Source organism: Dactylosporangium sp. NPDC051087, assembly GCF_055586325.1.
Genome location: NZ_JBVJIJ010000007.1, coordinates 369,846 through 391,922 on the forward strand (window position 1 = coordinate 369,846; position 22,077 = coordinate 391,922).

The 22,077-nt window shown below is 72.1% G+C and carries 17 protein-coding genes and 1 pseudogene; 6 read left to right on the forward strand and 12 right to left on the reverse strand.

Annotated features, from left to right (window positions below; translation table 11 throughout):
- Nucleotides 1-41: 41 nt before the first annotated feature.
- From ACZ6TV_RS16350 to ACZ6TV_RS16370, 5 genes are read right to left on the reverse strand one after another with little or no spacing between them, the layout of a single operon-like run.
- The gene (locus ACZ6TV_RS16350; protein ID WP_465297971.1) at nucleotides 42-512 is read right to left on the reverse strand and encodes a DUF4383 domain-containing protein; all 471 of its coding nucleotides are present in this window, start codon (nucleotides 510-512) and stop codon (nucleotides 42-44) included.
- A 20-nt stretch (nucleotides 513-532) separates the two neighbouring features.
- Nucleotides 533-2,329, reverse strand: coding sequence for an ABC-F family ATP-binding cassette domain-containing protein (locus tag ACZ6TV_RS16355; RefSeq protein ID WP_465297972.1), 1,797 nt, complete (start codon nucleotides 2,327-2,329; stop codon nucleotides 533-535).
- On the reverse strand, nucleotides 2,330-3,280 hold the full coding sequence (locus tag ACZ6TV_RS16360) for a 4-(cytidine 5'-diphospho)-2-C-methyl-D-erythritol kinase (protein WP_465297973.1): 951 nt from the start codon (nucleotides 3,278-3,280) through the stop codon (nucleotides 2,330-2,332). It lies immediately after the preceding gene.
- Between the two features lie 10 nt (nucleotides 3,281-3,290).
- A complete protein-coding gene (rsmA, locus tag ACZ6TV_RS16365; RefSeq protein ID WP_465297974.1) occupies nucleotides 3,291-4,145 on the reverse strand; it encodes a 16S rRNA (adenine(1518)-N(6)/adenine(1519)-N(6))-dimethyltransferase RsmA in 855 nt (284 codons plus the stop codon).
- Complete coding sequence (locus ACZ6TV_RS16370) at nucleotides 4,136-4,993, reverse strand: TatD family hydrolase (RefSeq protein ID WP_465297975.1); 858 nt, start codon at nucleotides 4,991-4,993, stop codon at nucleotides 4,136-4,138. Before ACZ6TV_RS16370 ends, rsmA begins: the two co-directional genes overlap by 10 nt.
- 158 nt (nucleotides 4,994-5,151) lie before the next feature.
- On the opposite strand from ACZ6TV_RS16370, the gene ACZ6TV_RS16375 reads away from it, so the two are divergent.
- Complete coding sequence (locus ACZ6TV_RS16375; RefSeq protein ID WP_465297976.1) at nucleotides 5,152-6,354, forward strand: hypothetical protein; 1,203 nt, start codon at nucleotides 5,152-5,154, stop codon at nucleotides 6,352-6,354.
- 231 nt (nucleotides 6,355-6,585) lie between these two features.
- On the opposite strand, the gene ACZ6TV_RS16380 is transcribed toward ACZ6TV_RS16375, so the two are convergent.
- The 5 genes and pseudogenes from ACZ6TV_RS16380 to ACZ6TV_RS16400 form a co-directional block, all read right to left on the reverse strand.
- Nucleotides 6,586-6,825, reverse strand: coding sequence for a hypothetical protein (locus ACZ6TV_RS16380; RefSeq protein WP_465297977.1), 240 nt, complete (start codon nucleotides 6,823-6,825; stop codon nucleotides 6,586-6,588).
- Nucleotides 6,826-7,243: 418 nt separating this feature from the next.
- A complete protein-coding gene (locus ACZ6TV_RS16385) occupies nucleotides 7,244-7,735 on the reverse strand; it encodes a MarR family transcriptional regulator (RefSeq protein WP_465297978.1) in 492 nt (163 codons plus the stop codon).
- A 24-nt stretch (nucleotides 7,736-7,759) separates the two neighbouring features.
- Nucleotides 7,760-8,899 (reverse strand): PP2C family protein-serine/threonine phosphatase, encoded by a 1,140-nt coding sequence (locus ACZ6TV_RS16390; RefSeq protein ID WP_465297979.1) that lies wholly within the window; start codon nucleotides 8,897-8,899, stop codon nucleotides 7,760-7,762.
- A gap of 158 nt (nucleotides 8,900-9,057) precedes the next feature.
- Nucleotides 9,058-9,939 carry a dolichyl-phosphate-mannose--protein mannosyltransferase gene (locus tag ACZ6TV_RS16395; RefSeq protein WP_465298003.1) on the reverse strand — a complete coding sequence of 294 codons (882 nt, stop codon included), beginning with the start codon at nucleotides 9,937-9,939 and terminating at the stop codon, nucleotides 9,058-9,060.
- A gap of 90 nt (nucleotides 9,940-10,029) precedes the next feature.
- A pseudogene (locus tag ACZ6TV_RS16400) lies at nucleotides 10,030-10,668 on the reverse strand (phospholipid carrier-dependent glycosyltransferase); the annotation flags it as partial.
- Between ACZ6TV_RS16400 and rsmI the strand changes: the two are divergent.
- Complete coding sequence (gene rsmI, locus ACZ6TV_RS16405) at nucleotides 10,623-11,483, forward strand: 16S rRNA (cytidine(1402)-2'-O)-methyltransferase (protein ID WP_465297980.1); 861 nt, start codon at nucleotides 10,623-10,625, stop codon at nucleotides 11,481-11,483. The pseudogene ACZ6TV_RS16400 and the gene rsmI sit on opposite strands and share 46 nt — an antisense overlap.
- 7 nt (nucleotides 11,484-11,490) lie before the next feature.
- Here the strand turns inward: rsmI and ACZ6TV_RS16410 are convergent, their stop codons facing one another.
- On the reverse strand, nucleotides 11,491-12,318 hold the full coding sequence (locus ACZ6TV_RS16410; protein ID WP_465297981.1) for a hypothetical protein: 828 nt from the start codon (nucleotides 12,316-12,318) through the stop codon (nucleotides 11,491-11,493).
- Between the two features lie 108 nt (nucleotides 12,319-12,426).
- Between ACZ6TV_RS16410 and metG the strand changes: the two genes are divergently transcribed.
- Nucleotides 12,427-14,190 carry a methionine--tRNA ligase gene (gene metG / locus ACZ6TV_RS16415; protein WP_465297982.1) on the forward strand — a complete coding sequence of 588 codons (1,764 nt, stop codon included), beginning with the start codon at nucleotides 12,427-12,429 and terminating at the stop codon, nucleotides 14,188-14,190.
- Here the strand turns inward: metG and ACZ6TV_RS16420 are convergent.
- Complete coding sequence (locus ACZ6TV_RS16420) at nucleotides 14,135-16,438, reverse strand: ATP-binding SpoIIE family protein phosphatase (protein ID WP_465297983.1); 2,304 nt, start codon at nucleotides 16,436-16,438, stop codon at nucleotides 14,135-14,137. The genes metG and ACZ6TV_RS16420 overlap by 56 nt on opposite strands.
- Nucleotides 16,439-17,206: 768 nt before the next feature.
- Here ACZ6TV_RS16420 and ACZ6TV_RS16425 point away from each other — a divergent pair.
- From ACZ6TV_RS16425 to ACZ6TV_RS16435, 3 genes are all read left to right on the forward strand, one after another.
- On the forward strand, nucleotides 17,207-19,981 hold the full coding sequence (locus ACZ6TV_RS16425; RefSeq protein ID WP_465297984.1) for a winged helix-turn-helix domain-containing protein: 2,775 nt from the start codon (nucleotides 17,207-17,209) through the stop codon (nucleotides 19,979-19,981).
- Between the two features lie 144 nt (nucleotides 19,982-20,125).
- Nucleotides 20,126-20,821, forward strand: a complete 696-nt coding sequence (locus tag ACZ6TV_RS16430) for a PP2C family protein-serine/threonine phosphatase (RefSeq protein ID WP_465297985.1) — start codon at nucleotides 20,126-20,128, stop codon at nucleotides 20,819-20,821.
- A gap of 267 nt (nucleotides 20,822-21,088) precedes the next feature.
- Nucleotides 21,089-21,940: a DUF7144 family membrane protein gene (locus tag ACZ6TV_RS16435; RefSeq protein WP_465297986.1), complete on the forward strand. Its 852-nt coding sequence runs from the start codon at nucleotides 21,089-21,091 to the stop codon at nucleotides 21,938-21,940.
- The last annotated feature ends 137 nt before the right edge of the window (nucleotides 21,941-22,077 follow it).

Consider the following 22,077-nt stretch of genomic DNA (forward strand, 5'->3'; position numbering starts at 1 on the left):
AGGCGGCGCCCCCCGGGGCGCCGCCTTCGCCGGTCAGACCGTCAGGCGGTGCGGGGACCGCGCCGGAACTGCTCCTCGGCCTCGGCCGCCGACGCGCTGCCGACCCGGTCGTAGAGGCTGGCGGTGCCGGTGATGCCCGCGAGGATGAACGTGACGACGCAGTTGACCATCGAGAACGCGAAGATGTTGGCCTCGGTCTGCAGCAGCGCGAGCGAGCCCATGCCGACCACCGTCAGCACGATGCCGGCCAGCTGGTTGACGTGGTGGCCCAGGTTGCGCCCGATGAGGTTGGCACCGAGCACGACGACGCCCGCGACGAGCGACAGCAGCGAGAAGGCGGGGTTGGTGCGCAGCCCCAGCACCCACTCGGCCCCGTCCGAGCCGGTGAACTGGTTGCCCGACGTCTGGACGAATCCGACCACGCCGAAGACCAGCATGTAGAGACCGGCGATGACGCACAGCAGCCGGTACAGGGGCCGGAGGTGGTGGTTGATCGGAAAGTGAGCGGCCATGACCGCATTCTAGGGCCGGGTCACCCGGCGATCTCCGCGAGGGCGAGCCATTGCTCCTCGATGAGAGCTTTTTCCTCCTGTACGGCGCGCAGTTCCGCGTCCAGCGAGGTGATCCGGGCGTAGTCCGTGGCGTGCTCCGCCAGCTGGGCGTGCAGCGCCGCCTCCTTCTGGCTGAGCCGGTCCATGCTGCGCTCCAGCTTGGACAGCTCCTTCTTCGCGGCCCGCGCGTCCTTGTCCGACGCCCGCAGGTCGGCGGCCTTCTCCTTGCCCGCGGCCGCCGGTGTGCCCTGCGCGAAGCCCTCGCCCTCGCTGTCGATGCGCTGCAGGTACTCGTCCACGCCACCCGGCAGGTGCACGAGGTGGCCGTCGCCGAACATGCCGTAGACGACGTCCGCGACCCGCTCGACCAGGTACCGGTCGTGACTGGCCACCACGATGGTGCCCGGCCACGAGTCGAGCAGGTCCTCCAGCGCCGCCAGGGTGTCGATGTCCAGGTCGTTGGTGGGCTCGTCGAGCAGCAGCACGTTGGGCTCCGTGGCGAGCAGGCGCAGCAGCTGCAGCCGGCGCCGCTCACCGCCGGACAGGTCCGCCACCGGCGTCCACACCCGGGCGCCGCTGAAGCCGAACACCTCGGCCAGCTGCGACGCGGTCAGCTCGCGGTCGCCGAGCTTGACCCGCTTGGCGACCTCCTCGACCGCCTCCAGCAGCCGCAGGCCGGACGGCAGCTCCTTGAGCTCCTGCGACAGGAACGCGGCGCGCACCGTGCTGCCGCGCAGGAGCCGGCCGCCGTCGGGATCCCGTACACCCGCCAGAACCCGCAGCAGGGTCGTCTTGCCGGCCCCGTTGGCGCCGAGGATCGCGATCCGGTCACCGGGTCCCACCAGCCAGTCCACATCGGACAGCAGGGTCCGCTCGCCGGCGCGCAGGTCCACCTTGGACAGCTCGTAGACCTGCTTGCCCAGCCGGGTGACGGCGAGGCGCTGCAACGACACCGTGTCGCGGGCGGGCGGCACGTCGGCGATGAGCGCGTTGGCCGCGTCGATGCGGAACTTCGGCTTGCTGGTCCGGGCCGGCGGTCCGCGCCGCAGCCAGGCGATCTCCTTGCGCAGCAGGTTCTGCCGGCGGGACTCGACCTCGGCGGCGACCCGCAGCCGCTCGGCCCGCGCGAGGGTCCAGGCCGCGTAGCCGCCGTCGTAGGCGCGCACGGTCGCGTCGGCGACCTCCCACGTGGTCGTGCAGACCGCGTCGAGGAACCAGCGGTCGTGGGTGACGACCATGAGCGCGCCGCGGCGCTGCAGCAGGTGCCGGGCCAGCCAGGCGATGCCGGCGACGTCGAGGTGGTTGGTGGGCTCGTCGAGGATCAGCAGGTCGGCGGGGCGCACCAGCAGCGCGGCGATCGCGATGCGGCGCCGCTCACCGCCGGACATCGGCCCGACGGGCGCGTCCAGGCCGAGGTGCGGCATGCCGAGCCCGTTGAGCACGGTGCGCACGCCGGAGTCGCCGGCCCACTCGTGCTCCGCGGCGAACGCGGCGGGCAGCCAGGCGGTGCCGATGATGACGTCGCGGACGGTCGCCGTTGGCGGCAGGTCCAGGTTCTGCGGCAGGGCCGACACCCGCAGGTCGCGGCGGTGCGTGACGCGGCCCTCGTCGGGCTCCTCCGCCTTGGTGAGCATCCGCAGCAGGGTCGTCTTGCCGGCCCCGTTGAGCCCGACCACCCCGATGCGGTCGGCGTCGTCGACGCCGAGGGACACCTCGTCGAAGATCCGCCCCGCCGGGTACGTCTTGCCGACCTTGTCCAGGTTGATGATGTTGGCCATCTACAGCACTCTCGCTCCGGGCACGGGACCGACAGCGGTGCGCACCGCGCGGCAGCAGTTGGCGGCCTCCAGGTCGGCCGCGAGCAGCGCGGCGTGCCGGGCGTCCTCGGCCAGGAAGACGATGGTCGGGCCGGAGCCGGAGACCAGCCCGGCGAGGGCGCCGGCGTCCAGCCCCGCGTCCAGGACCCCCCGCAGCTCCGGGCGCAGGTGCAGCGCGGCGGCCTGCAGGTCGTTGGTGAGGTGGGCGGCGAGCACGTCAGGGTCCTTCTGCCGCAGCGCGGCCATCAGCCCGTCCGGCGGGCCCGCCTCGCTCTGCGCGCCCAGCTCGTCGAACGCCTTGTAGACCGTGGGGGTCGACAGGCCCTCCTCGGCCACCGCCAGGACCCAGTGCCACGCGTGCCCGCCGGTCAGGATCGGGCTGACCAGCTCGCCGCGGCCGGTGCCCAGCGCGGTGCCGCCCAGCACCAGGAACGGGATGTCCGAGCCCAGCGTGCCGGCGATGCCGGCCAGGTCGTCGCGGGACAGCCCGGTCCCCCACAGCTGGTCGCAGGCGACCAGCGCGGCGGCCGCGTCGGCGCTGCCGCCGGCCAGGCCCGCGGCGATCGGGATCTGCTTCTTCAGGTGCAGCCGGGCGTGCGGGTCGTGGCCCGTCTCGGCCGCGAGGGCCCGCGCCGCCCGGACGACGAGGTTGTCCTCGCCGAGCGACAGGTGGCCGGTCCCCTCGCCCTCCATGGTGAGCGTCAGCGTGTCGCCGCGGCGGGCGGTGATCTCGTCGTACAGCCCGATCGCGTGATAGACGGTGGTCAGCTCGTGGTAGCCGTCGGGCCGGGTCGGGCCGACGTGCAGGTGGAGGTTGATCTTCGCGGGCACGCGGACCCGGACCGGTCCGTGCGCGGCCAGGCGCGGCCGGTCGAACTCCTCGTCATCTTCGGAGAAGAGCGGCTCGGTCACGTGGTGCACCCTACCCGTGCGATGCCTGTGCCTGCCGCTGGCTCGCGATGCGGGTGAAGTCCCGCACCGTGAGCTGCTCGCCCCGGGCGCCCGGGTCGACGCCGGCGGCGCGCAGGATCCGCTCGGCGGCGTCGGGCCCGCCGGCCCACCCCGCGAGCGCGGCCCGCAGCGTCTTGCGCCGCTGCGCGAACGCGGCGTCCACCACGGCGAACGTCTGCTTCCGGTCGTCCGTGGCCGGCACGTCGTGCCGGGTGAACGCGACCAGGCCCGAGTCGACGTTCGGCACCGGCCAGAAGACGCTCGGCGGCACCTTGCCGGCCTGCTTCGCCACCGCGTACCAGGCGAGCTTCACACTCGGCACGCCGTAGACGCGGCTGCCGGGCCCGGCGACGAGCCGGTCGGCGACCTCCTTCTGCACCATGACCAGCCCCTTGCGCAGCGACGGCAGCGTGGCCAGCAGGTGCAGCACGACGGGCACGGCGACGTTGTACGGCAGGTTGGCCACCAGCGCGGTCGGTTGCGCGTCGACGTCGACCCGCAGCGCGTCGCCCTCGACCACGTGCAGCTTCCCGGCGTGCTCGGGGGCGAACCGCCGCACGGTCTCCGGCAGCGCCTTCGCCAGCACCGGGTCGATCTCCACCGCGCAGACCGCCTTCGCGGACTCCAGCAGGCCCAGCGTCAGGGAGCCCAGGCCCGGGCCGACCTCGAGCGCCACGTCGTCGGCGGTGAGCTCGGCGGCGCGCACGATCCGCCGCACCGTGTTGGGGTCGTGGACGAAGTTCTGCCCCAGCTGCTTGGTCGGCCGGACCCCGAGCGACGCCGCGAGCTCCCGGATCTCCGCCGGGCCGAGCAACGTCATCGCCATTCCCCGAACGCGCGGGTGCCGTTGGCGGAGATGGCGGCGCACAACACCGCCAGGTCGTGCCCGGTCACCTCGGCGAGCGCCCGTACCGTCAACGGGATCAGATAGCTGGCGTTCGGCCGGCCGCGGAACGGCATCGGGGTCAGGAACGGCGCGTCGGTCTCCACGAGGATGCCGTCCAGCGGGGTGATCGCGGCCGCGGCCCGCAGGTCGCCCGCGTTGCCGAAGGTGACGGTGCCGGCGAAGCTCAGCAGGAACCCCCGGTCCAGGCACTCCCGGGCGAACGCCTCGTCGCCGGAGAAGCAGTGCATGACGACCTGGTCGGGGGCGCCCTCCTCGTCCAGGACGCGCAGGATGTCGTCGTGCGCGTCGCGGTCGTGGATGACCAGGGTCTTGCCGTGCCGCTTGGCGATCGCGATGTGCGCGCGGAAGCTCTCGTGCTGGGCCTTGCGCCCGTCGTCGCCGGTGCGGAAGTAGTCCAGCCCGGTCTCGCCGATGCCGCGGACCCTCGGGTGGGCGGCCAGGCGCTCGATCTCCCGCAGCGCGCCGTCCAGGTCCTTCTGCCTCGGCGCGTCGTTGGGGTGCAGGGCGACCGTCGCCACCACCTCGGGATGCTCCTGCGCCACCTGTACGCCCCACCTCGACGACTCGACGTCGACCCCGACCTGCACGAGACGGTCCACGCCGGCGGCTTTGGCTTTCTCAAGCGCATCCGCTACGGTCGATGGACCCCCGTCGGCCCCGCCCTCCAGCGTGATGTCGATGTGGGTATGGCTGTCCAGCACCGCCACCGGCAACGGGTCGGTCGGTGGGGGAAACGCCCCTTGACGGTTGTGTCTCTTAGCACTCACGGCGCCGGCTCGCTTCGCTCCCCGGCACCGCGAGGCACGGCACACTGCCACATCATTCGATCGCATAGCTCACTCATCGGCGTTAAGCATGCCACCCCCGGTCCGGCGTTCACGCGCCGTTCACCTGGGGCACACCACCCCGCCCTAGCGTCGCGAATGTGACAGTCATCGGGCATCCGGCAGGGTCGGCGACCCACAGCGTGACGCTCGACGGGACCACGTACCCCGCCGAGGAGATCGCGCAGGGCGCCGCGTTCGAGGTCTTCGCGACGCAACCCGGACCCGGCTTCCTGCCCAACCCGCGGCCGGGCGCCCGCTGGCCGTTCCGCCGCTTCGTGCACGCCACCGACGTCGTCACCTCGCTCGACGGCCTCCCCGGATTCGAGGACGAGCCCCTGGCCATGCCCGTCACCCGCACCATGGACTGGGCCGGCCTGCACAAGCTCACCCAGACCCCGTCGGCGGCCGGCCACCTGGCCCCCATCCGCCGCACCGCCACCGTCCGCCGCGGCACCCGGATGATCAAGTTCCTGACCGGCCGGCAGCTCGGCGGCCACCTGCGCGGCTGGCCGATCAGCGGCTTCTGCTACCGCGCCTTCGACGTCGCCCACCTGCGGACCCCCCAGGACCTGGCGATCCTCAGCGAAGGCAACCCCGCCCCGGACGGCGTGGTGTTCGCCATCCGCTGGCGCGCCGTCGACCCGTGGGACTACGAGGTGCCGCTCGCCGACTCGTACGGCGGCCTCATCACCATGCCGCCGCACGACCGGCTCGGCCCGCCCGTCATCGGCACCGGCTTCGCGCCCAGCGGCCGGCACATCGTGCCCGAGTTCGTCACCCGCGACCTCGCCGAACTCCCCGTCCCGGCGAACACCTCCCTGGTCGCCTACACCGCCGACGGCACCGAGGTCACGCTGTACACGTACCTGCCGGAACAGCGGGCGTGGAGCCGCATGCACGGCCCCCAGTGGCGCCACCTGCTGCCCGACACGATCGCGGCCGACCAGGAGTACTTCCCGACCACCACGCCGCTGGCCTGCTACGTGGGCCGCTACCGCGAGAACATCTACGAGGCGATCGTCGACCCGCCCGGCGAGTTCAGGGTCGCGGCGAAGACCCGCGCCGCCCGCTACCCCCTCGACGCCCTGGCCCGCCGCGTCCCCTCCGCCACCTGGCGCAACGCACCGTGCACCGTCATCCGCGAGGAGGGTGACTGGCTGCGCCTGCGGCTGAGCCGCCCGGACGGGGAACAGGTCGCCCGCCTCGGCGCCCACTGCGTGGAACGCGGCCTCTACGAAGCCTGGGCCCCCGGCGCCGAGATCACCGACGCCCGCGAAGACGACCACTGGTTCGAGCTGTAACCCGCTGTGTCGCCTGCGGCGATGGGCTCGCCGCCCCACGCTTCGCGCGGGTCCCGCCGGGGGGATTCTCACCCCCCGGAGCCCCCAATGCGCCGCTCCGCGACGCACTGCCAGCACGCAGAGCGCGCGGCAGCCTCCTACGCATCCGCGTGCCATCCGCGGTGGCAGGCCGCCGCACTCCCCTCCCCCTCATGATCCGGAAGCCTTCGTGCAGCCTGAGGTGCACACGGTCTACCGGATCACGGAAACCAGCCAGCCCACCCGGCGCCCGGTCGGCATCGCCCATGATCCGGAAGAGATTTCGTCGCCCTGACGACTAAACGTCTTCCGGATCACGGAAAGCAGGCCCGTCTGGCGGCTGGTCGGCGGGACGTCCATGATCCGGAAGAGTTCGCGTGGCCAGGGGTGCACAAGGTCTTCCGGATCACGGAGAGCAGCCAGCCCAGCCAGCGACCGGTCGGTGCGACTCATGATCCGGAAGAGATGTTGTCGCTCTGGCGACCAAAAGTCTTCCGGATCACGGAAAGCAGGCCCACCCAGCAGCCGGTCGGCGTGACGCCCGTGATCCGGAAGAGTTTGTGTAGCCAGGGGTGCACAAGGTCTTCCGGATCATGAAGGGCCAGCCCAGCCCAGCCGGCCTCACCCGTGATCCGGTAGAGATTTCGTCGCTCTGGCGACCAAAAGCCTTCCGGATCATGGAAAACGCAGCGGCGAGCCACCGGATGGCACGCGGATGCGTAGGAAGCTGCCGCGCGCCTTGCGCGCTGGCAGTGCGTCGCGGAGCGGCGCATTGGGGGGCTCCGGGGGTGAGAATCCCCCCGGCGGGACCCGCGCGAAGCGTGGGGCAGCGAGCCAATCGCCGAAGGCGACACAGCGGGAAACAGTACAGCTAGCTGGCTTGGGCTGTTGAGTCTTCGGCTACCGGGGTGCCGGCGGCGTGGGAGAAGGACTGGAGGCCTTGGACGAGGGCGGCCCGGTCGTCCGGGGACATGCGGCGCAGGACCGCGGCGATCGTCTCCTGGCGCTGGCGGCCGAGGCCGTCCAGCAGGCGCCGCGCCGTCGGGGTGAGGACGAGCCAGACCTCGCGCCGGTCGCGGTCGTCGTTGGTGCGGCGGAGCAGGTCCGCGGCCTCGAGACGGTCGCAGAGGCGGCTGGCCGAGGAGGGGGCGGTGTGCAGTGCGATCGCCAGCTGGGTCAGGTTGATCGAGCCGGCCTGGTCGACGACGCCGAGAACGCGCAGCTGGGCCGCGGACACGCCGGAGTTGTCGTTGGCGGCGCTGGTGGCGAGCACCAGCGCCTGACCCGCGGCGTCGACCAGGGCGGCGGCCATGGCGGCCGCGTCGTCACTGCCAGCCGGGTGCGGTGAAGGTCGGGTCCGCACGTCGTCCTCCGGGGCTCGCGGGGATCACGGGTCGGCTCTGGGCGACCAGTCGAGGCAGACGATCAGCGCGTCGTCGGCGAGCTCGGCGCCCGCGTGATAGTCACGAAGGCTCCGCATGACGCTGCCGATGGCCTCGGCCGGTGGTTGCAACCGGGTCGATCGTATGGCACGGCTCAACTCGCGCTCACCGTACGCGGCCTCGTTCGGCCGGGTGGCCGAGTGCACCCCGTCGCTGACGATGAAGACACGGTCTCCCGCCTGGAGGCTTTCGCGTTCCTCGACGTAGCGGGTGTCGCCGAACATGCCGAGCGGCAGCTGCGGGTCGAGGACCATGTCGCGGACCTGGCCGCCGCGGACGAGCAGCATGCGGGGCGAGCCCGCGTCGATGATCCGCAGGTCGCCGGTGACGAGGTTGAGCGAGAGGAGCAGGGTCGCCACGTGCCGGGTCCCGCCGTACTGCGAGAAGATCGCGTCGGCGGCGAGGACGGCCTGGTCGGCGAGGTCGCCGGGGGCGCTCTGGCCGGTCGGGATGGAGCGGCGGGCGTTGCGCATCGCGTTGACCGCGAGGGTCGTGAGCAGGGCGGCGTCCAGGCCGTTGCCCATGCCGTTGAGGGCGGTGACGGTGAGCCAGTCGCCGTTGACGGACCAGTCGAAGTGGTCGCCGCCGACGGCGTACGCCGGCTCCAGCTGCCCGGCCAGCTTGACGCCGGGCTGGTCGTAGCCGCGCGCGGGCAGGAGGTCCCACTGCATCTCGGCGGCCATCGTCAGCCGGCCGTCGCGCCGGCGGTCGAGGTGGTAGCGGTCGGTGCGCCGGTACGCCGCCTGCAACGCGACCGCGAACGCCCCGGCCACGTCGCGCAGCCCTTCGCGGGCCTGCTGCGCCCGGTCGGCGTCCAGCACCACGCTGAGCACGCCGACGCGCTCGCCCCACGCCGTGATCGGCAGGTGCAGCCGGGCGAGGGCGTGCCCTTCCCGGGCGTCCAGGACGACCGTCTGGCTGGCGAACGCCCTGGTCGCCGCCGCCAGCTGGTCGTCGGCCGCGCCGGGGTCGGCGCCGTTGGCCGGCTGCGACGCCGAGAGCGACGTGGAGCGGTAGTCGGCGAGCCACACGGTGCTGCTCTTCGTCCCGTGCGACGCGCTCAGGTGGGCGTCGAGCACCTCCACCAGGCGATCTGGTGGTGCGGTGCGCAAAGCCTTCTCTATGGTGCCAACGCCGGACATTCGAGCCTTTCACCATCCGCGACTGAAGCCTTTGCTTGCCGTGCGGCAAATAATATAAGGCAGTCTGTCGACAGTGGTGTTACCCAGTCACCCCGTGATCGCTACACCCAACGGGATCCAAGCCACATCCGGGAGAACCATTCGGTGTACGTAATGTCCATACCACTATAGATCGGGTAGAAGTACGCGAAACAGGCCGCGACGAGCAGGACGTACGCTCCCGCGACGATCGACCCGATCAGCCGGTGGTCGCTGGTGGGCCGCACGTGGCGCGGCGGTCCGATGATGGCGCCGAGCACGTAGACCACGGCCAGGACAAGGAACGGCTCGGCCGGCAGCGCGTAGAAGTAGAACATCGTGCGGTGCTCGGGCATCGACTGGAACCACGGGACGATGCCGGCGAGGGCGCAGACCATGACCAGCCAGGCGCGGCCGTCGCGGCGGGCGATCGCCAGCCAGCCGAGGGCGATCAGCGCGGGCAGGAACGACCACCACAGCAGCGGGGTGCCGAGCAGCAGGATCTCCGACGCGCAGCTGCTGGCGTCGCACGGGCCGTCGGTGTTCCAGTAGAACGCGACCGGGCGGCCGAGCAGCAGCCACATCCACGGCCACGACTGGTACTGGTGCTTCGTGCTCAGCCCGGTGTGGAACTTGTACGCCTCGTGGTGGTAGTGCCACAGGTTCAGCAACGGGTCGATGAGGCGGTCGGACGGGAGGCCGTTCGTCTGCGCGTACCAGTGCCGGAAGTAGCCGTCGTCGGAGATGAACCAGCCGGTCCAGGTCGCGAGGTAGGCGACCAGCGCGAGACCGAACACGGCGAAGATCCAGGCGCCGTCGTCGAGGATGCCGTCGCGGATGCTGTGCCGCGAGCCGGCCGCCCGCCGGGCGCTGATGTCGAAGATCAGCGTCAGCGCGACGAACAGCAGCACGTACCACAGCGCGCTCCACTTGACGCCGCAGGCGAGGCCGAGCGAGACGGCCATGACCAGCCGATACCACGGCACGCCGAGACGGGGCCGGTTCCCGGCGCCGGGGCGGCCCGGGTCGATCCCGCGCTCCAGCGCCGCGAGCCACCTGGCCCGCCGCTGCTCCCGGTCCAGGACCAGGAAGTAGAACGCGACGACGATCCAGAACATCAGGAAGATGTCGAGCAGCGCGGCACGGGACAGGACGAAGTGCATGCCGTCCAGGGACATCAGCAGGCCGGCGGTGGCGGCGAGGATCGTGGAGCGGAAGAGCCGCCGGGCGGCCAGGACGATGAGCAGGATCGCCAGGACGCCGACCGTGACCGCGGCGATGCGCCACCCGAACGAGTTGTATCCGAAGATCTGTTCGCCGAGCCCGATCATCCATTTGCCGAGCGGCGGGTGCACCACGTACTGCGGGGTGTTGTCCTCAGGGTTCCACTCGACCCCGTGCTGCAGCAGGTCCCACGCCTCGTTCGCGTAGTAGACCTCGTCGAACACCGTCTCCTTCGGATGGGACAGATTCACCATCCGAAGCAGCAGCGCGATGCCCGTGACCAGCACCGCCGCCAGCCAGAACGCCGGCGTGGCCGGTCCGGGGCGGGCGAGCCGGCGACGCACCGCGTCGGCGACCGGGCGGGAAGGGGACGGCTCCGCGGGCTGCGGCGGCGTCTCGCTTGCGTCGGTCAGCACCGAGGTCATTGCGCGATCGTAGGCGGTGGGATGCCACCATCGCACATGTGCCATTGATTCTCCTCGGAGCTCCGCTGGGTAACCCTGACGACGCCTCGCCCCGGCTGCGGTCGGTCCTCGAGACCGCCGACGTCGTGGCCGCTGAGGACACCCGCAGGCTGGGGCGCCTCGCCCAGCACCTCGGCGTCACCATCGGCGGCCGGCTCGTAAGTTACTTCGAGGGCAACGAGGAGCGCCGCACCCCGGAGCTCGCCGACCTGCTCGCCGGCGGGGCGACCGTCGCGGTGGTCACCGACGGCGGCATGCCCAGCGTGTCCGACCCGGGGTTCCGGCTGGTCCGTGCGGCGGTCGCGCTGGGTGTACCGGTGAGCGCCGCCCCCGGACCGAGCGCCGTCACCACCGCGCTGGCGGTGTCGGGGCTGCCCTGCGACCGGTTCTGCTTCGAGGGCTTCCCGCCGCGCAAGCAGGGCGAGCGGCGCACGTACTTCGCCTCCCTGGCGGCCGAGCCGCGGACCCTGGTCTTCTTCGAGTCCCCGCACCGCGTCGGCGACACCGTGCGCGACCTGGCCGCCGCCTTCGGCGCGGACCGCCCGGCGGCGCTGTGCCGCGAGCTGACCAAGACCTACGAGGAGATCCGCCGCGGCACCCTCGGCGAGCTGGCGCAGGACGCGGAGTCGGCGCGCGGCGAGATCACGCTCGTCGTCGGGGGCGCCCCGGCCGTCGCGCAGGAGCGCCCGTCCGACGCGGCGCTGTCGGCGTCGGTCGCCGCGCTGGTCGCCGCCGGTACCACGAAGAAGGACGCGATCAGCGAGGTCGCAACGAGGCACGGCCTGCCCCGCCGTGAGGTCTACGCCGCCGCCCATTCCTGACGCCGGCTCAGTAGCAGCTGACCAGGACGCCCAGGCCGAGCACGACCGGGGCGGCGGTGGTGAGCGCGCAGGCGGCGAGGCGGGTGCGGAAGCGGCCCAGGCGAGCGGCGCCGGTGGCCCAGCACAGGGCGGCGCCGCACAGCAGGATCAGCGCGAGCCCGACGGTCCAGCGCACCCGCAGCCCGGTCGGGTTGCCCGCGTAGGCGATCCGCCCGCCGTCGCGCATCCGCGCGTCCAGCACGGTGCCGGGGGCGTCGTCGGCGCCGACGACCGGTACACCGGCGACCTCCGCACCGCCGGCGGACCGGAAGGTCGCGGAGCAGCGCCGCAGGACCCCGTCGCCCGTGCAGCGGGTGACCTGTGCCCGGCCCGCCTCGCCCTGGCCCATGTCGAGCCAGAACGGCTCCGCGCTGGTCCAGGCGAAGAAGCCGGCGAGCAGCGCGATGATCAGCATCGCGGGCAGGCCGACGGCCGGGCTGCGGGGGCGCGTCGTCCTGCGGGGCGGGCGCTTCGGCGGCGGCGAGGTGACGGCGGCGTCGCGCGGCCGGCGCATGATCCGCATCGTGGGCGGCGGCCACTGCTCCCCGGCGTCGGACAGCCGCGCCGCCGTCTCCTCCAGGTGGACGGTGGCCAGCTGGAGGTGCTCGACGACCGCGGTGGCGCCGGCGTCGCGGGCGACCGGGTCGGGGTCGAAGGGCACGAGGTCCGAGCCGGGCTCGTCGGGCTCGGGCGCCTTGACCGTGGTGGTGGTCGTGTTGGGCCACAGCGGGAAGGCGTCGGGAGCTTTCGGGGGGATTCCGGCGGCCTGGCCTCGCCACCACGCTTCTTCGGTCACCGGTTCATTGGACAACGGGCGATACCGGAGATTTAGGACGTCACCTAGCGTGTCGGGAGAAACTATCCGTTCGCCGAACGTCCCGGCGGTTCACTACGCTTGCAGGTCATGAGTCGTGTTCTCGCCGCGGTCGCCTGGCCTTATGCCAACGGGCCGCGCCACATCGGTCACGTGTCCGGCTTCGGGGTGCCCTCCGACGTGTTCAGCCGCTACATGCGGATGGCCGGCCACGACGTGCTGATGGTCTCCGGCACCGACGAGCACGGCACCCCGATCCAGGTCCAGGCCGACGCCGAGGGGGTGACCCCGCGGGAGCTCGTCGACCGGTACAACCGCGTCATCGTCGAGGACCTGCACGGGCTCGGCCTCACCTACGACCTGTTCACCAGGACGACGACCGGCAACCACTACCAGGTCGTGCAGGAGCTCTTCCAGGGGCTGCACGACAACGGCTACATCATCGCCAAGACCACCCTCGGCGCCCGGTCGCCGTCGACGGGGCGGACGCTGCCCGACCGGTACATCGAGGGCACCTGCCCGATCTGCAAGTACGACAGCGCCCGCGGCGACCAGTGCGACAACTGCGGCAACCAGCTCGACCCGGACCAGCTCATCAACCCCCGGTCGAAGATCAACGGCGAGACGCCGGAGTTCGTGGAGACCGAGCACTTCTTCCTCGACCTGCCCGCGTTCGCCGACCAGCTCAACGCCTGGCTCGACACCCGCGAGGGCTGGCGGCCCAACGTGCTGAAGTTCTCCCGCAACCTCATCGCCGACCTCCAGCCGCGCGCGATCACCCGCGACCTGGAGTGGGGCGTGCCGATCCCGCTGGACGGCTGGCGTGACCGCGACGACAAGCGGATCTACGTCTGGTTCGACGCGGTCATCGGCTACCTGTCGGCGTCGGTCGAGTGGGCCCGCCGCAGCGGCGACCCCGAGGCGTGGCGCAAGTGGTGGCAGGACCCGGACGCCGAGGCGTTCTACTTCATGGGCAAGGACAACATCGTCTTCCACTCGGTGATCTGGCCGTCGATCCTGCTCGGCTACTCCGGGCCGAAGCCCGGCTCGCTCGGCGCGCTCAACCTGCCGACCGAGGTCGTGTCGTCGGAGTACCTGACGATGGAGGGCAGGAAGTTCTCCTCCTCGCGCCGGGTCGTCATCTACGTGCGCGACTTCCTGGAGCGCTACGACGCCGACGCGCTGCGGTATTTCATCGCCGTCGCCGGGCCGGAGTCGACCGACACCGACTTCACCTGGTCGGAGTTCCGCCGCCGCAACAACGACGAGCTCGTCGCCGGCTGGGGCAACCTGGTCAACCGGTCGATCTCGATGGCCGCGAAGAACTTCGGTGAGATCCCGGCCGCCGATGTACTGACGGCCGAGGACAGCGCGCTGCTGGAGGCGGTCCGGGCGGGCTTCGGCACGGTCGGCGACCTGCTCGGCAAGCACCGGCAGAAGGCGGGGATCACCGAGGCGATGCGCATCGTCGGCGAGGTCAACAAGTACTTCTCCGACCAGTCGCCGTGGAAGCTCAAGGACGACAAGACCCGGATGGGCACCGTCCTGCACGTCGCGCTGCAGGCGGTGCGCGACTGCAACACGCTGCTCACCCCGTTCCTGCCGCACGCCGCGCAGCAGATCCACGAGCTGCTCGGCGGCACCGGCGTGCACGCGCCGATGCCGCAGATCGTCGACGTCGAGGACCTGGACAACGGCCTCACGTATCCGATCCTGACCGGCGACTACACGACCGGCGCGACCTGGTCGCCGCAGGACATCGTGGCCGGCACGCCCCTGCGGGCGCCGACGCCGGTGTTCAAGAAGCTCGACGAGTCGATCGTCGAGGAGGAGCTGGCCCGGCTGCAGAGCTAAGGGGGATCTCGGCCCAGACGATCTTGCCGTCGGTGACCGCGCGGGTGCCCCAGCGGTCCGAGCTGACGCGCACGATCTGCAGGCCGCGGTGGTGCTCGTCGTCGAAGGTGGGCTCGATCAGGAACGGCAGCCGGTTGTCCTGGTCGAGCACCTCGACCGCGATGTGCGCGGGCAGCAGGTGCAGGCGCAGCTCGACGTGGCGGGTGCGGGCGTGGGTCGCCGCGTTGGCGAAGAGCTCCGCGACGACCGCGACCACCGTGTCGGCGAGCTCCTCCGGCACGCCCCACCCGCGCACGGTGTCGCCGGCGAAGCGGCGCGCGGCCCGGCTCTCCGCCGCCGTCGCCGGGTACGCCGCGACCGCGGTCAGCGGCACCTCGGCCGGCGGCTGCCGGACGTAGAGCACCGCGATGTCGTCCTCGTGGTGTGCCGGGTCGACCATGCCCGCGACGAGGTCGTCGATCGCGCCGAGGGTCGGCCGCGGGTGCAGGGCGACGCGCGCCTGCAGGTCCGCGAGGCGGTCCTCGATGTTGCGGTCCCGGCGTTCGACGAGGCCGTCGGTGTACAGCAGCAGCGCCTCGCCCGGCGGCACCGCGACGACCTGCTCGGTGTACGGGAAGTCCTCGATCCCCAGCGGCGGCCCCACCGGCCCGGTCAGCAGCCGCGAGGGCTGACCGGCGAGGACCCCGACCGCCGGCGGGTGCCCGGCGTTGGCGTAGCTGAGCGTGCCGTGCACCAGGTCGTAGACCGCATACACGCACGTCGCCATCTGCGTGTCGAGGTCGGCCGCGAGCAGCGTGTTCAGCTGCCGCATCAGCTGTCCCGGGGAGAGGTCCAGCGACGCGTACGAGCGGATCGCCGTGCGCAGCTGCCCCATGACGGCGGCGGCGCGGATGCCCTTGCCCATGACGTCGCCGACGACGAGCGCGACCCGCCCGGCGGACAGCGGCACCAGGTCGACCCAGTCGCCGCCGACCTCGACGCCCTTCGCGGCCGGCAGGTACCGCGAGACGACCTCGAGCCCGTCCAGCCGCGGGATGCGGGGCAGCAGGCTGCGCTGCAGCTCGACGGCGGCGTTGCGCTGGCGCAGGTACATGCGGGCGTTGTCGAGTGCGACCGCGGCGTGCGCGGCGACGCCGACGGCCAGCCGCTCGTGCCGCTCGGTGAACCTGCCCGGGCGCGGGTGGCCGAAGAAGAAGCCGCCGAGCACCTCGCCGGTGGAGGAGATGACGGGCACGGCGAGGTAGCTCACGACGGGCAGGTGCCCCTCGGGGATGCCGGTGTAGGGCAGGTTCTGCCCGTAGCGCGGGTCCTTGCGGATGTCGTCGCTGCGCAGATACCCGACGCCACGGAACGTCGGGTCGAACACCTTCGTGTTGCGGGGCATCGGGAACTTCGTGAACGCCTCCCGGGGGACCCCGGACAGCGTGTAGAGCAGGTAGGACTCGCCGAGCTCGTCGGTGACGTTGTAGAAGAACGAGCCGAACGCCGCGCCGGTGAGCTCGGTCGCGACGTCGGTGGCACGCTGCACGACCCGGTCGACGTCGAGCTCCGAGGACAGGTCGGTGCCGACGGAGTGCAGCGCCTCGACGAGGCTGGTCTCCTCCCGCAGCCGGGCCTCCCGCTCGCGCAGCTCCTGCTGGCTGCGGCGGAGCCGGCCGGTGGCGGACGCGAGCTCGGCGATGGTCTGCTCCATGCGGGTCGCCTGCCGGTCCGCGGCCCGCTCCACGGCGGCGAGCAGGTCGCCGAGCGCCGCCTCGCGGCCGTCGGGGCCGGCGCCCTGATGCGCCAGCAGGCCGATGCGGAGGTTGAGGCTGATCAGCTCGAACAGGTCGGCGGTCTGCCGGTCGAGCCTGACGGTGACGCCGGCGGCCAGCCGGTGACCGGGGCAGCCGACCGCCAGCACGACCCGCACCGGATCGTCGTCGACCTCGCGCAGCCACACCCCGTCCGGTCCGGTGCACCCGTGCGATCCGGATGACCCGGACGGCGCGGACGGCGCGGGCGCCGGGAGGCCGGGCGGGAGCGACGCGGGGGTGAAGGAGCCCGCGGTGGCGGTGACGTCGCCGGTGGTGAGGTGGAGCCAGGCGAGGGCCGGCGGGCCGCCGTCGCCGTCGCGCATGCGATCGAGGAGCAGGGCGGCGACGGCGCGCAACGCTCCCGCGACGTCGTCCTGCGTCGCGGCGGCGGTCCGCACGTCGGTCCCGCAGCGCACGATCTCGCTCAGCGAGAGGCTGTTGAGGTCGTACACCGCACCTCCGGTCCCGGCACATTCACGGACGAACCATCCAAACCAACGACCCGGCATCCGCGCAACGGCGGCACCGGTCGCGGCCCTCACCATGAGCGCCTGGAATGTACCCTATGCCGGATGCCATGGCGTGCAACTTGCAGATTGGCATGTGTTTGAGTGAGCAGCCGGGCACTCATGAGGAGTGTTGCTGATGACACGATTGTAATTATCCGTGAAATACATCGTGACGCCTGCCGATGCATGAGTACTTCAGGACGATCACTTGAGTAGATCGCGTGTCGGCGCGCCATGAGCCGCGGCAGGACGATCTTCGCGGTCATGCAGAACGGTCCCGACGCGGGTCGAAACGGACCATTCCACACACCCCACGCGCCGCGCCGCGGAATTCCAAACGCGGGGGCTCACGCTGTGTAGCCACAAGACGCTGCGTCACAACTGACACGGACAGCAAAACTAGACAAGTTCCGCATGTCGCCGACACGGTCGCACACCCGGCGTACGGCAAGCCGCTGCAATCAATTGACTCATATCGATTAGTACAGCGCTCAACTTGACGATATTTGTCAATGTTTGCATCTATACAATCGACGCGCGCAAATGTGGGACTCCCCTCCGGCCGGGTCTGAGATCTAAGGTGTTGAGCGTCAGTCGAACGACGATTCCCACCCCCAGGGAAGGGCCGACCTGCACGTCAGAAACGCGTCTTCGGGAGTGACGGTGCAAACCAGCCACCACGGCGTTCCACGCGAGAGCACTCTTGACAAATTGGCGCACAACGACGCCGCCGAACGGTTCCGTGTATGGATCGCGCCGAGCCGGCCGACCGAGGCACCCGCGGCCGAGCGCCGCGCCGGCCCGCCCGAGCTGCCGGCGGTACACCTGGCGCGGCAGCGGCTCCTGGAGCACCTCGACGCCGCCGTCTCGCACCCCGTCACCCTGCTCTGCGCGCCCACCGGCTGGGGCAAGACCGCCCTGGTGGCCTCCTGGATCCACGCGGGCCACGCACCCGGTCGCGCCGCCTACGTGCGGTTCGAGGTCAACTGCGGCGCGGCGGCCTGGCGGCAGCTGACGAACGCGCTCGCCGCCGCCGGGATCGCCGTCGACCCCGCCACCTACGCGTGGAGCAACGCCCACCACCACGAGCGCGCCGTCATCGTCCTCGACGACCTGCACCACGTCACCAACCACACGGTGCTGCGCCGGCTCGAGCGGCTCATCACCCGCCTCGGCGACCGGATCAGCTTCCTCATCCTGGCCCGGACCGAGCCGCCGCTGTCGCTGTACCGCTGGCGCGTCCGCGGCCAGCTCAACGAGCTGCGCACGGATCACCTCGCCCTCACCCAGGAAGAGGTCGCCGGCATCGCCGACGGCTACGGGGTGCGCATCCCCCAGCACTTCCGCTATGCGCTGTGGCACGTCACCGAGGGCTGGCCCGCCGCGGTCGCCGTGATCCTGTCCGCGATGGTCGGCCGGCACGAGCCGGAGCGGCTGGTCACCGACATCATCCTCGGCGAGGCCGGGCGCAACGAGGAGGTCGGGCTCAGCGAGTATGTGCGGTACGAGATCCTCCAGCACCTGGACCCCGAGATACGCGAGGTCATGCTGCGCACGTCCATCCTGGAGACGGTCTGCCCGGGGCTGGTCGAGGCGCTCACCGGCAGCCGCGGCGGCGCCCGGCTCCTGGCGCAGATGAGCCGCGCGAACGCGCTCGCGAACTTCTACGGCGGCTCGCACTCCTGGTACCGCTACCGCAGGCTGCTGCGGGCGATGCTGCGCGCCGAGCTGCGCACCACCCTGTCCTTCGCCGAGGAGCGGGCCCTGCACCGCGCCGCGGCCGGCTGGTACGCGGCGAACGGCCTGCCCAGCGACGCCTTGACGCACGCCATCGCGGGCGGCGACTGGGTCTCCACCGAGCGGTTGTTCGCGCAGTACTGGCCCGAGCTGGCCGGCTCCGGACCGCGGGCGCTGACGACGCGGGACGGGCCGCAGCCGCCGCCGGACATCGCCGAGCGGCCCCTGCTCGCCTTCGCGCTCGCCATCTCGTGCCGCGACACCGGCGACATGGTCGGCATGTCGGCGTTCATCAGGCTCGGCGAGCGCGGCCTCGGCGAGGCGCCGAGCCCGCTGTCCGCCGAGCTCCTCGCGGCGATGCGGCTCGCGGAGGTCGTCGCCGTGGAGGACCCGGACCGCGCCCACGAGGCGGCCACGCGGCTGATGGAGCGCACCGGGGACGCGGCCGGCGAGCACGTCTACGCGGACTCGGCGGACGCGGCGCGGGCCGTGGCGCACCTGACCTTCGCCGGCTCGGCGGTGGCCGCCGGGCGGCTCGACGAGGTGGACGCGCAGCTGGAGCTCGGCGCCGACCTGGCCCGCAAGTCCGGGTTCAACCTGCTCACCGTCCAGGCGAACCGGCTCCACGCGCTCGCGCACCTCAGCCGGGGACGGCTGTCGGCGGCGGCGGCCTACGCCCGCCGGGTCCTCGACACCTGCCGGGACGCGGGGATCGCCGAGTCGCGCAACATCAGCTACGCGCGGCTGGTGCTCGCCGCCGTCTGCCGGGAGCGCGGCCAGCTCGACGAGGCGCGCTTCCACATCGAGGAGAGCCTCAACGCCAACGCCGTCCCCGACCCCAACGGGTGGGCGAGCGGGGCGATCGCCCTCGCGCAGCTGCTCTTCGACCGCGGCGACCACGCCGGCGCGGCGGAGGCCCTCGATCCGCTGCTGGACTCGCGGGTCGACGGGATGCCACGGTACGCCGACGTCATCGCCCGGTCGCTGCACGCCGACCTGTGCCTGCACGACGGCCGGATGGACCAGGCACACGCGGTCGTCGCCGAGGCGGTGCGGCGCTGGCCCGGCGCCGAGGAGCCGCTGCTGGCCCTCGGCCGCCTGCACCTGGCCGGTGGCCGGCCGGCCGCCGCCGCGCAGCTGGCCGAGCGGATCCTGGACGACCGGCCCGGGTCGCTGGTCACCGTCGTGTCGGCCACCGTCCTGCTGGCGCATGCGCTGCGGCAGCTCGGCGACGTGACCGCCGCGTCGGAGCAGCTCGACCAGGCGCTGCGGCTGGCCGCCCCCGAGGGCATCCGCCGGCCGTTCCAGGGGCACGCCACCTGGATCTCGGACGTGCTCGCCGCGCCGCCGGGGCTCCCCCCGGCCCGCACGCGCGAGCCGGAGCCCCGTCCGGCGCTCCCCCCGGCCCAGGCCCGTGAGCCGGAGCACGGCCCGGCACTCACCCCCGCCCGGTCGTGGGAGCCCGAGCAGGGTGAGGAGCAGCGCGCGGCCGAGCCGGAGGGTGCCCCGGCGGCGGGTCTCGCGGCGTGGACCGCGCCGGCGGGTGAGCCGCTGGCCGACCCGCTCACCGAGAAGGAGGCGCAGGTGCTGCTCTACCTGCGCAGCATGCTCTCGGTCGCCGAGATCGCGGCGGTGCTCAGTGTGTCGACCAACACCGTCAAGACCCACGTCCGGCACGTGTACCGCAAGCTCGGCGTCAGCCGGCGCCGGGACGCGGTGCGCCGCGCCCGGGAGCTGAGCCTGATCTGAGCCGTCACCCGGTCGTGTGGCGCGGGTCCCGCCGCCAACCACCCTTTCCGGGCGAGCCACCCACCCGGCCGTGAGGGCCACGATATGGGCGGTTGCCGGTGCTCCGGCCGGCGGCCGCCGGAGGCTCAGGGGTGTGACGTGGTGATGACGGATGTTGCGGTCAACGGCGTACGGGTCGGCGTCCGGTACGCGGTGGCGGACACGATCGCCGGGGTCGGCGGTGACTGGTTCCTCGGTATCGCCCTGCCGGGTGGCGACGTGATGCTGGCCGTCGGCGACGTGATGGGCCACGGCCCCGACGCGGCGGCCACCATGCTGCAGCTGCGGGCGTCGATGACGTCCCTGGCCCTCGCCGGCGACGAGCCCGGCACGATCCTCGCCGCGCTCAACCGGATGCTGTGCCGGCGCGGGACGACGGTGCTCGCGACCGCCGTGTGCGGCCGGTTCCGCCCCGCCGACCGGATGCTGATCTGGGCCCGGGCGGGTCACCTGCCGATCCTGCGGGCCAACGCGGACGGCGTCGGGCCGCTGCGCCAGCCGCCCGGCATGGCGCTGGGCGTCGAGCCCGGCGCCGCGTATCCGCACGCCGCCGTGCGCGTCGAGCCCGGTGAGCTGCTGTTCATGTACACCGACGGGGTCGTCGAACGCCGCGACCAGGCCATCGACCAGGGCGTGCAGGGTCTCGCGGACGACGTGCGGGCCGCGATGCGCGCCTGGCCGCCGGACGAGCGCATGGACCGCGTCCTCGACGGCGCCTTCGACATCGCGTCGGACCGGCCCTGGCGCGGCAACCCCGACGACGACGCCTGCCTGTTGGCCGCCGAGCCGGTGGCCGGATGACCCGGAACCTCACCCATCGAGGGTGATCCCTGATCACCCGTCTCGCTCGAATCATCTTCCCAGGCACGACGTGGACGTTCCGGGCGCGCGGGCGGCGCGTCCGGAACGGCCATCCGGGCCTGTTCCGGGGGGAACAGATAACAACGGGGGAGATAGGCCGTGCCGGTCCTGGTTTCGACCGGGGCCGGCACGGCCCGCACGTGTTTTCCGCACTGTTTCCCGAATGAAACCGATTCAGCAGACGGCAGAGGCAGGAGAGTACGGCGGATGGACAGCGGCGGCGGTGTGGTGAAGGAATGGACGACGTTCGGAACGACGATGCTCGCGCTCGTCGGCACATTGAACGTCTCGCAAGGACTGCTGGTGGGCTTCGCCAGTGGTGGTATCGGGTTCGACAGGAATGACGTGGCATTCACCAGCGCCACGACCTGGGCGACCGCGACCGTGACCCTCGGCGTGCTCCTCGGCGCCACCGGTGTCGCGCTGCGCGCCCGCAAGAGCAGCGCCCGGGCCGCCGCGGTCAGCATCGTGGCGCTGCACGCGATCTCGCAGCTGGCCATGCTCCGGGCGTACCCGGCGTGGTCGCTGCTGATGGTCACGCTCGACGTGATCATCCTGTTCGTCCTCACCGTGCCGAAGGGCCGGGCCGCCGAGCCGGACGCCGAGCCGGACGAGGCGCCGATCGCGTCGGTCACGAAGCTGGCGCTGCGGCGCAACAGCCGCAGCGACCGGTACCGCGGCCGCCACAAGGCCGGCCGGCCGATCGTGCGCCACGAGGACGTGATCCTGGTGGACATCGTCGAGGAGCTGGAGCCGCTGCGGGACACGGCCGGGACGGTCGGGGCGGACCTCGACGTCATCGACCTCGACTCGCCCCAGGCGTGGGTCCGCGCGGTCGGTCACGCCACCGTGCCGGTGCTGTTCGCCGAGCCGGTCGACGACTCCTGCGTCCCGGTCCAGCGCGCCTCCCTGGACCCGCTGATGGACCCGCTGCCGGTGCTCATGGCGGCGCAGGCCGACACCGCGATCATCGAGGGCGTGATCGAGGACGACGAGGACGAGCCCGAGCACGGCGTCGAGCTGGCCGCGATCGGCGCCCGCCCGTACGTCGTGCAGTAGACCGGACATCCCCACCGCCGACAGCGGGGGGGGGGGAAAAAAAAAGGGGGGAGGCGAGGTTCTTTTTTTTTTTTTTTTTTTTTTCTTTTTTTTTTTGGCCTTGTACTTTCTGGCCTGGCCCCCCCCCCACCCCACAC

Bases quoted from the DNA above. Each gene is read 5' to 3' on its own strand.
- metG (WP_465297982.1), top strand. From the start codon at position 12,427: ATGAGTCGTGTTCTCGCCGCGGTCGCCTGGCCTTATGCCAACGGGCCG.
- ACZ6TV_RS16435 (WP_465297986.1), top strand. From the start codon at position 21,089: ATGGACAGCGGCGGCGGTGTGGTGAAGGAATGGACGACGTTCGGAACG.
- ACZ6TV_RS16380 (WP_465297977.1), bottom strand. From the start codon at position 6,825: ATGAGTCGCACCGACCGGTCGCTGGCTGGGCTGGCTGCTCTCCGTGAT.
- rsmA (WP_465297974.1), bottom strand. From the start codon at position 4,145: ATGGCGATGACGTTGCTCGGCCCGGCGGAGATCCGGGAGCTCGCGGCG.
- ACZ6TV_RS16355 (WP_465297972.1), bottom strand. From the start codon at position 2,329: ATGGCCAACATCATCAACCTGGACAAGGTCGGCAAGACGTACCCGGCG.
- ACZ6TV_RS16350 (WP_465297971.1), bottom strand. From the start codon at position 512: ATGGCCGCTCACTTTCCGATCAACCACCACCTCCGGCCCCTGTACCGG.
- ACZ6TV_RS16430 (WP_465297985.1), top strand. From the start codon at position 20,126: ATGACGGATGTTGCGGTCAACGGCGTACGGGTCGGCGTCCGGTACGCG.
- ACZ6TV_RS16395 (WP_465298003.1), bottom strand. From the start codon at position 9,939: ATGGCCGTCTCGCTCGGCCTCGCCTGCGGCGTCAAGTGGAGCGCGCTG.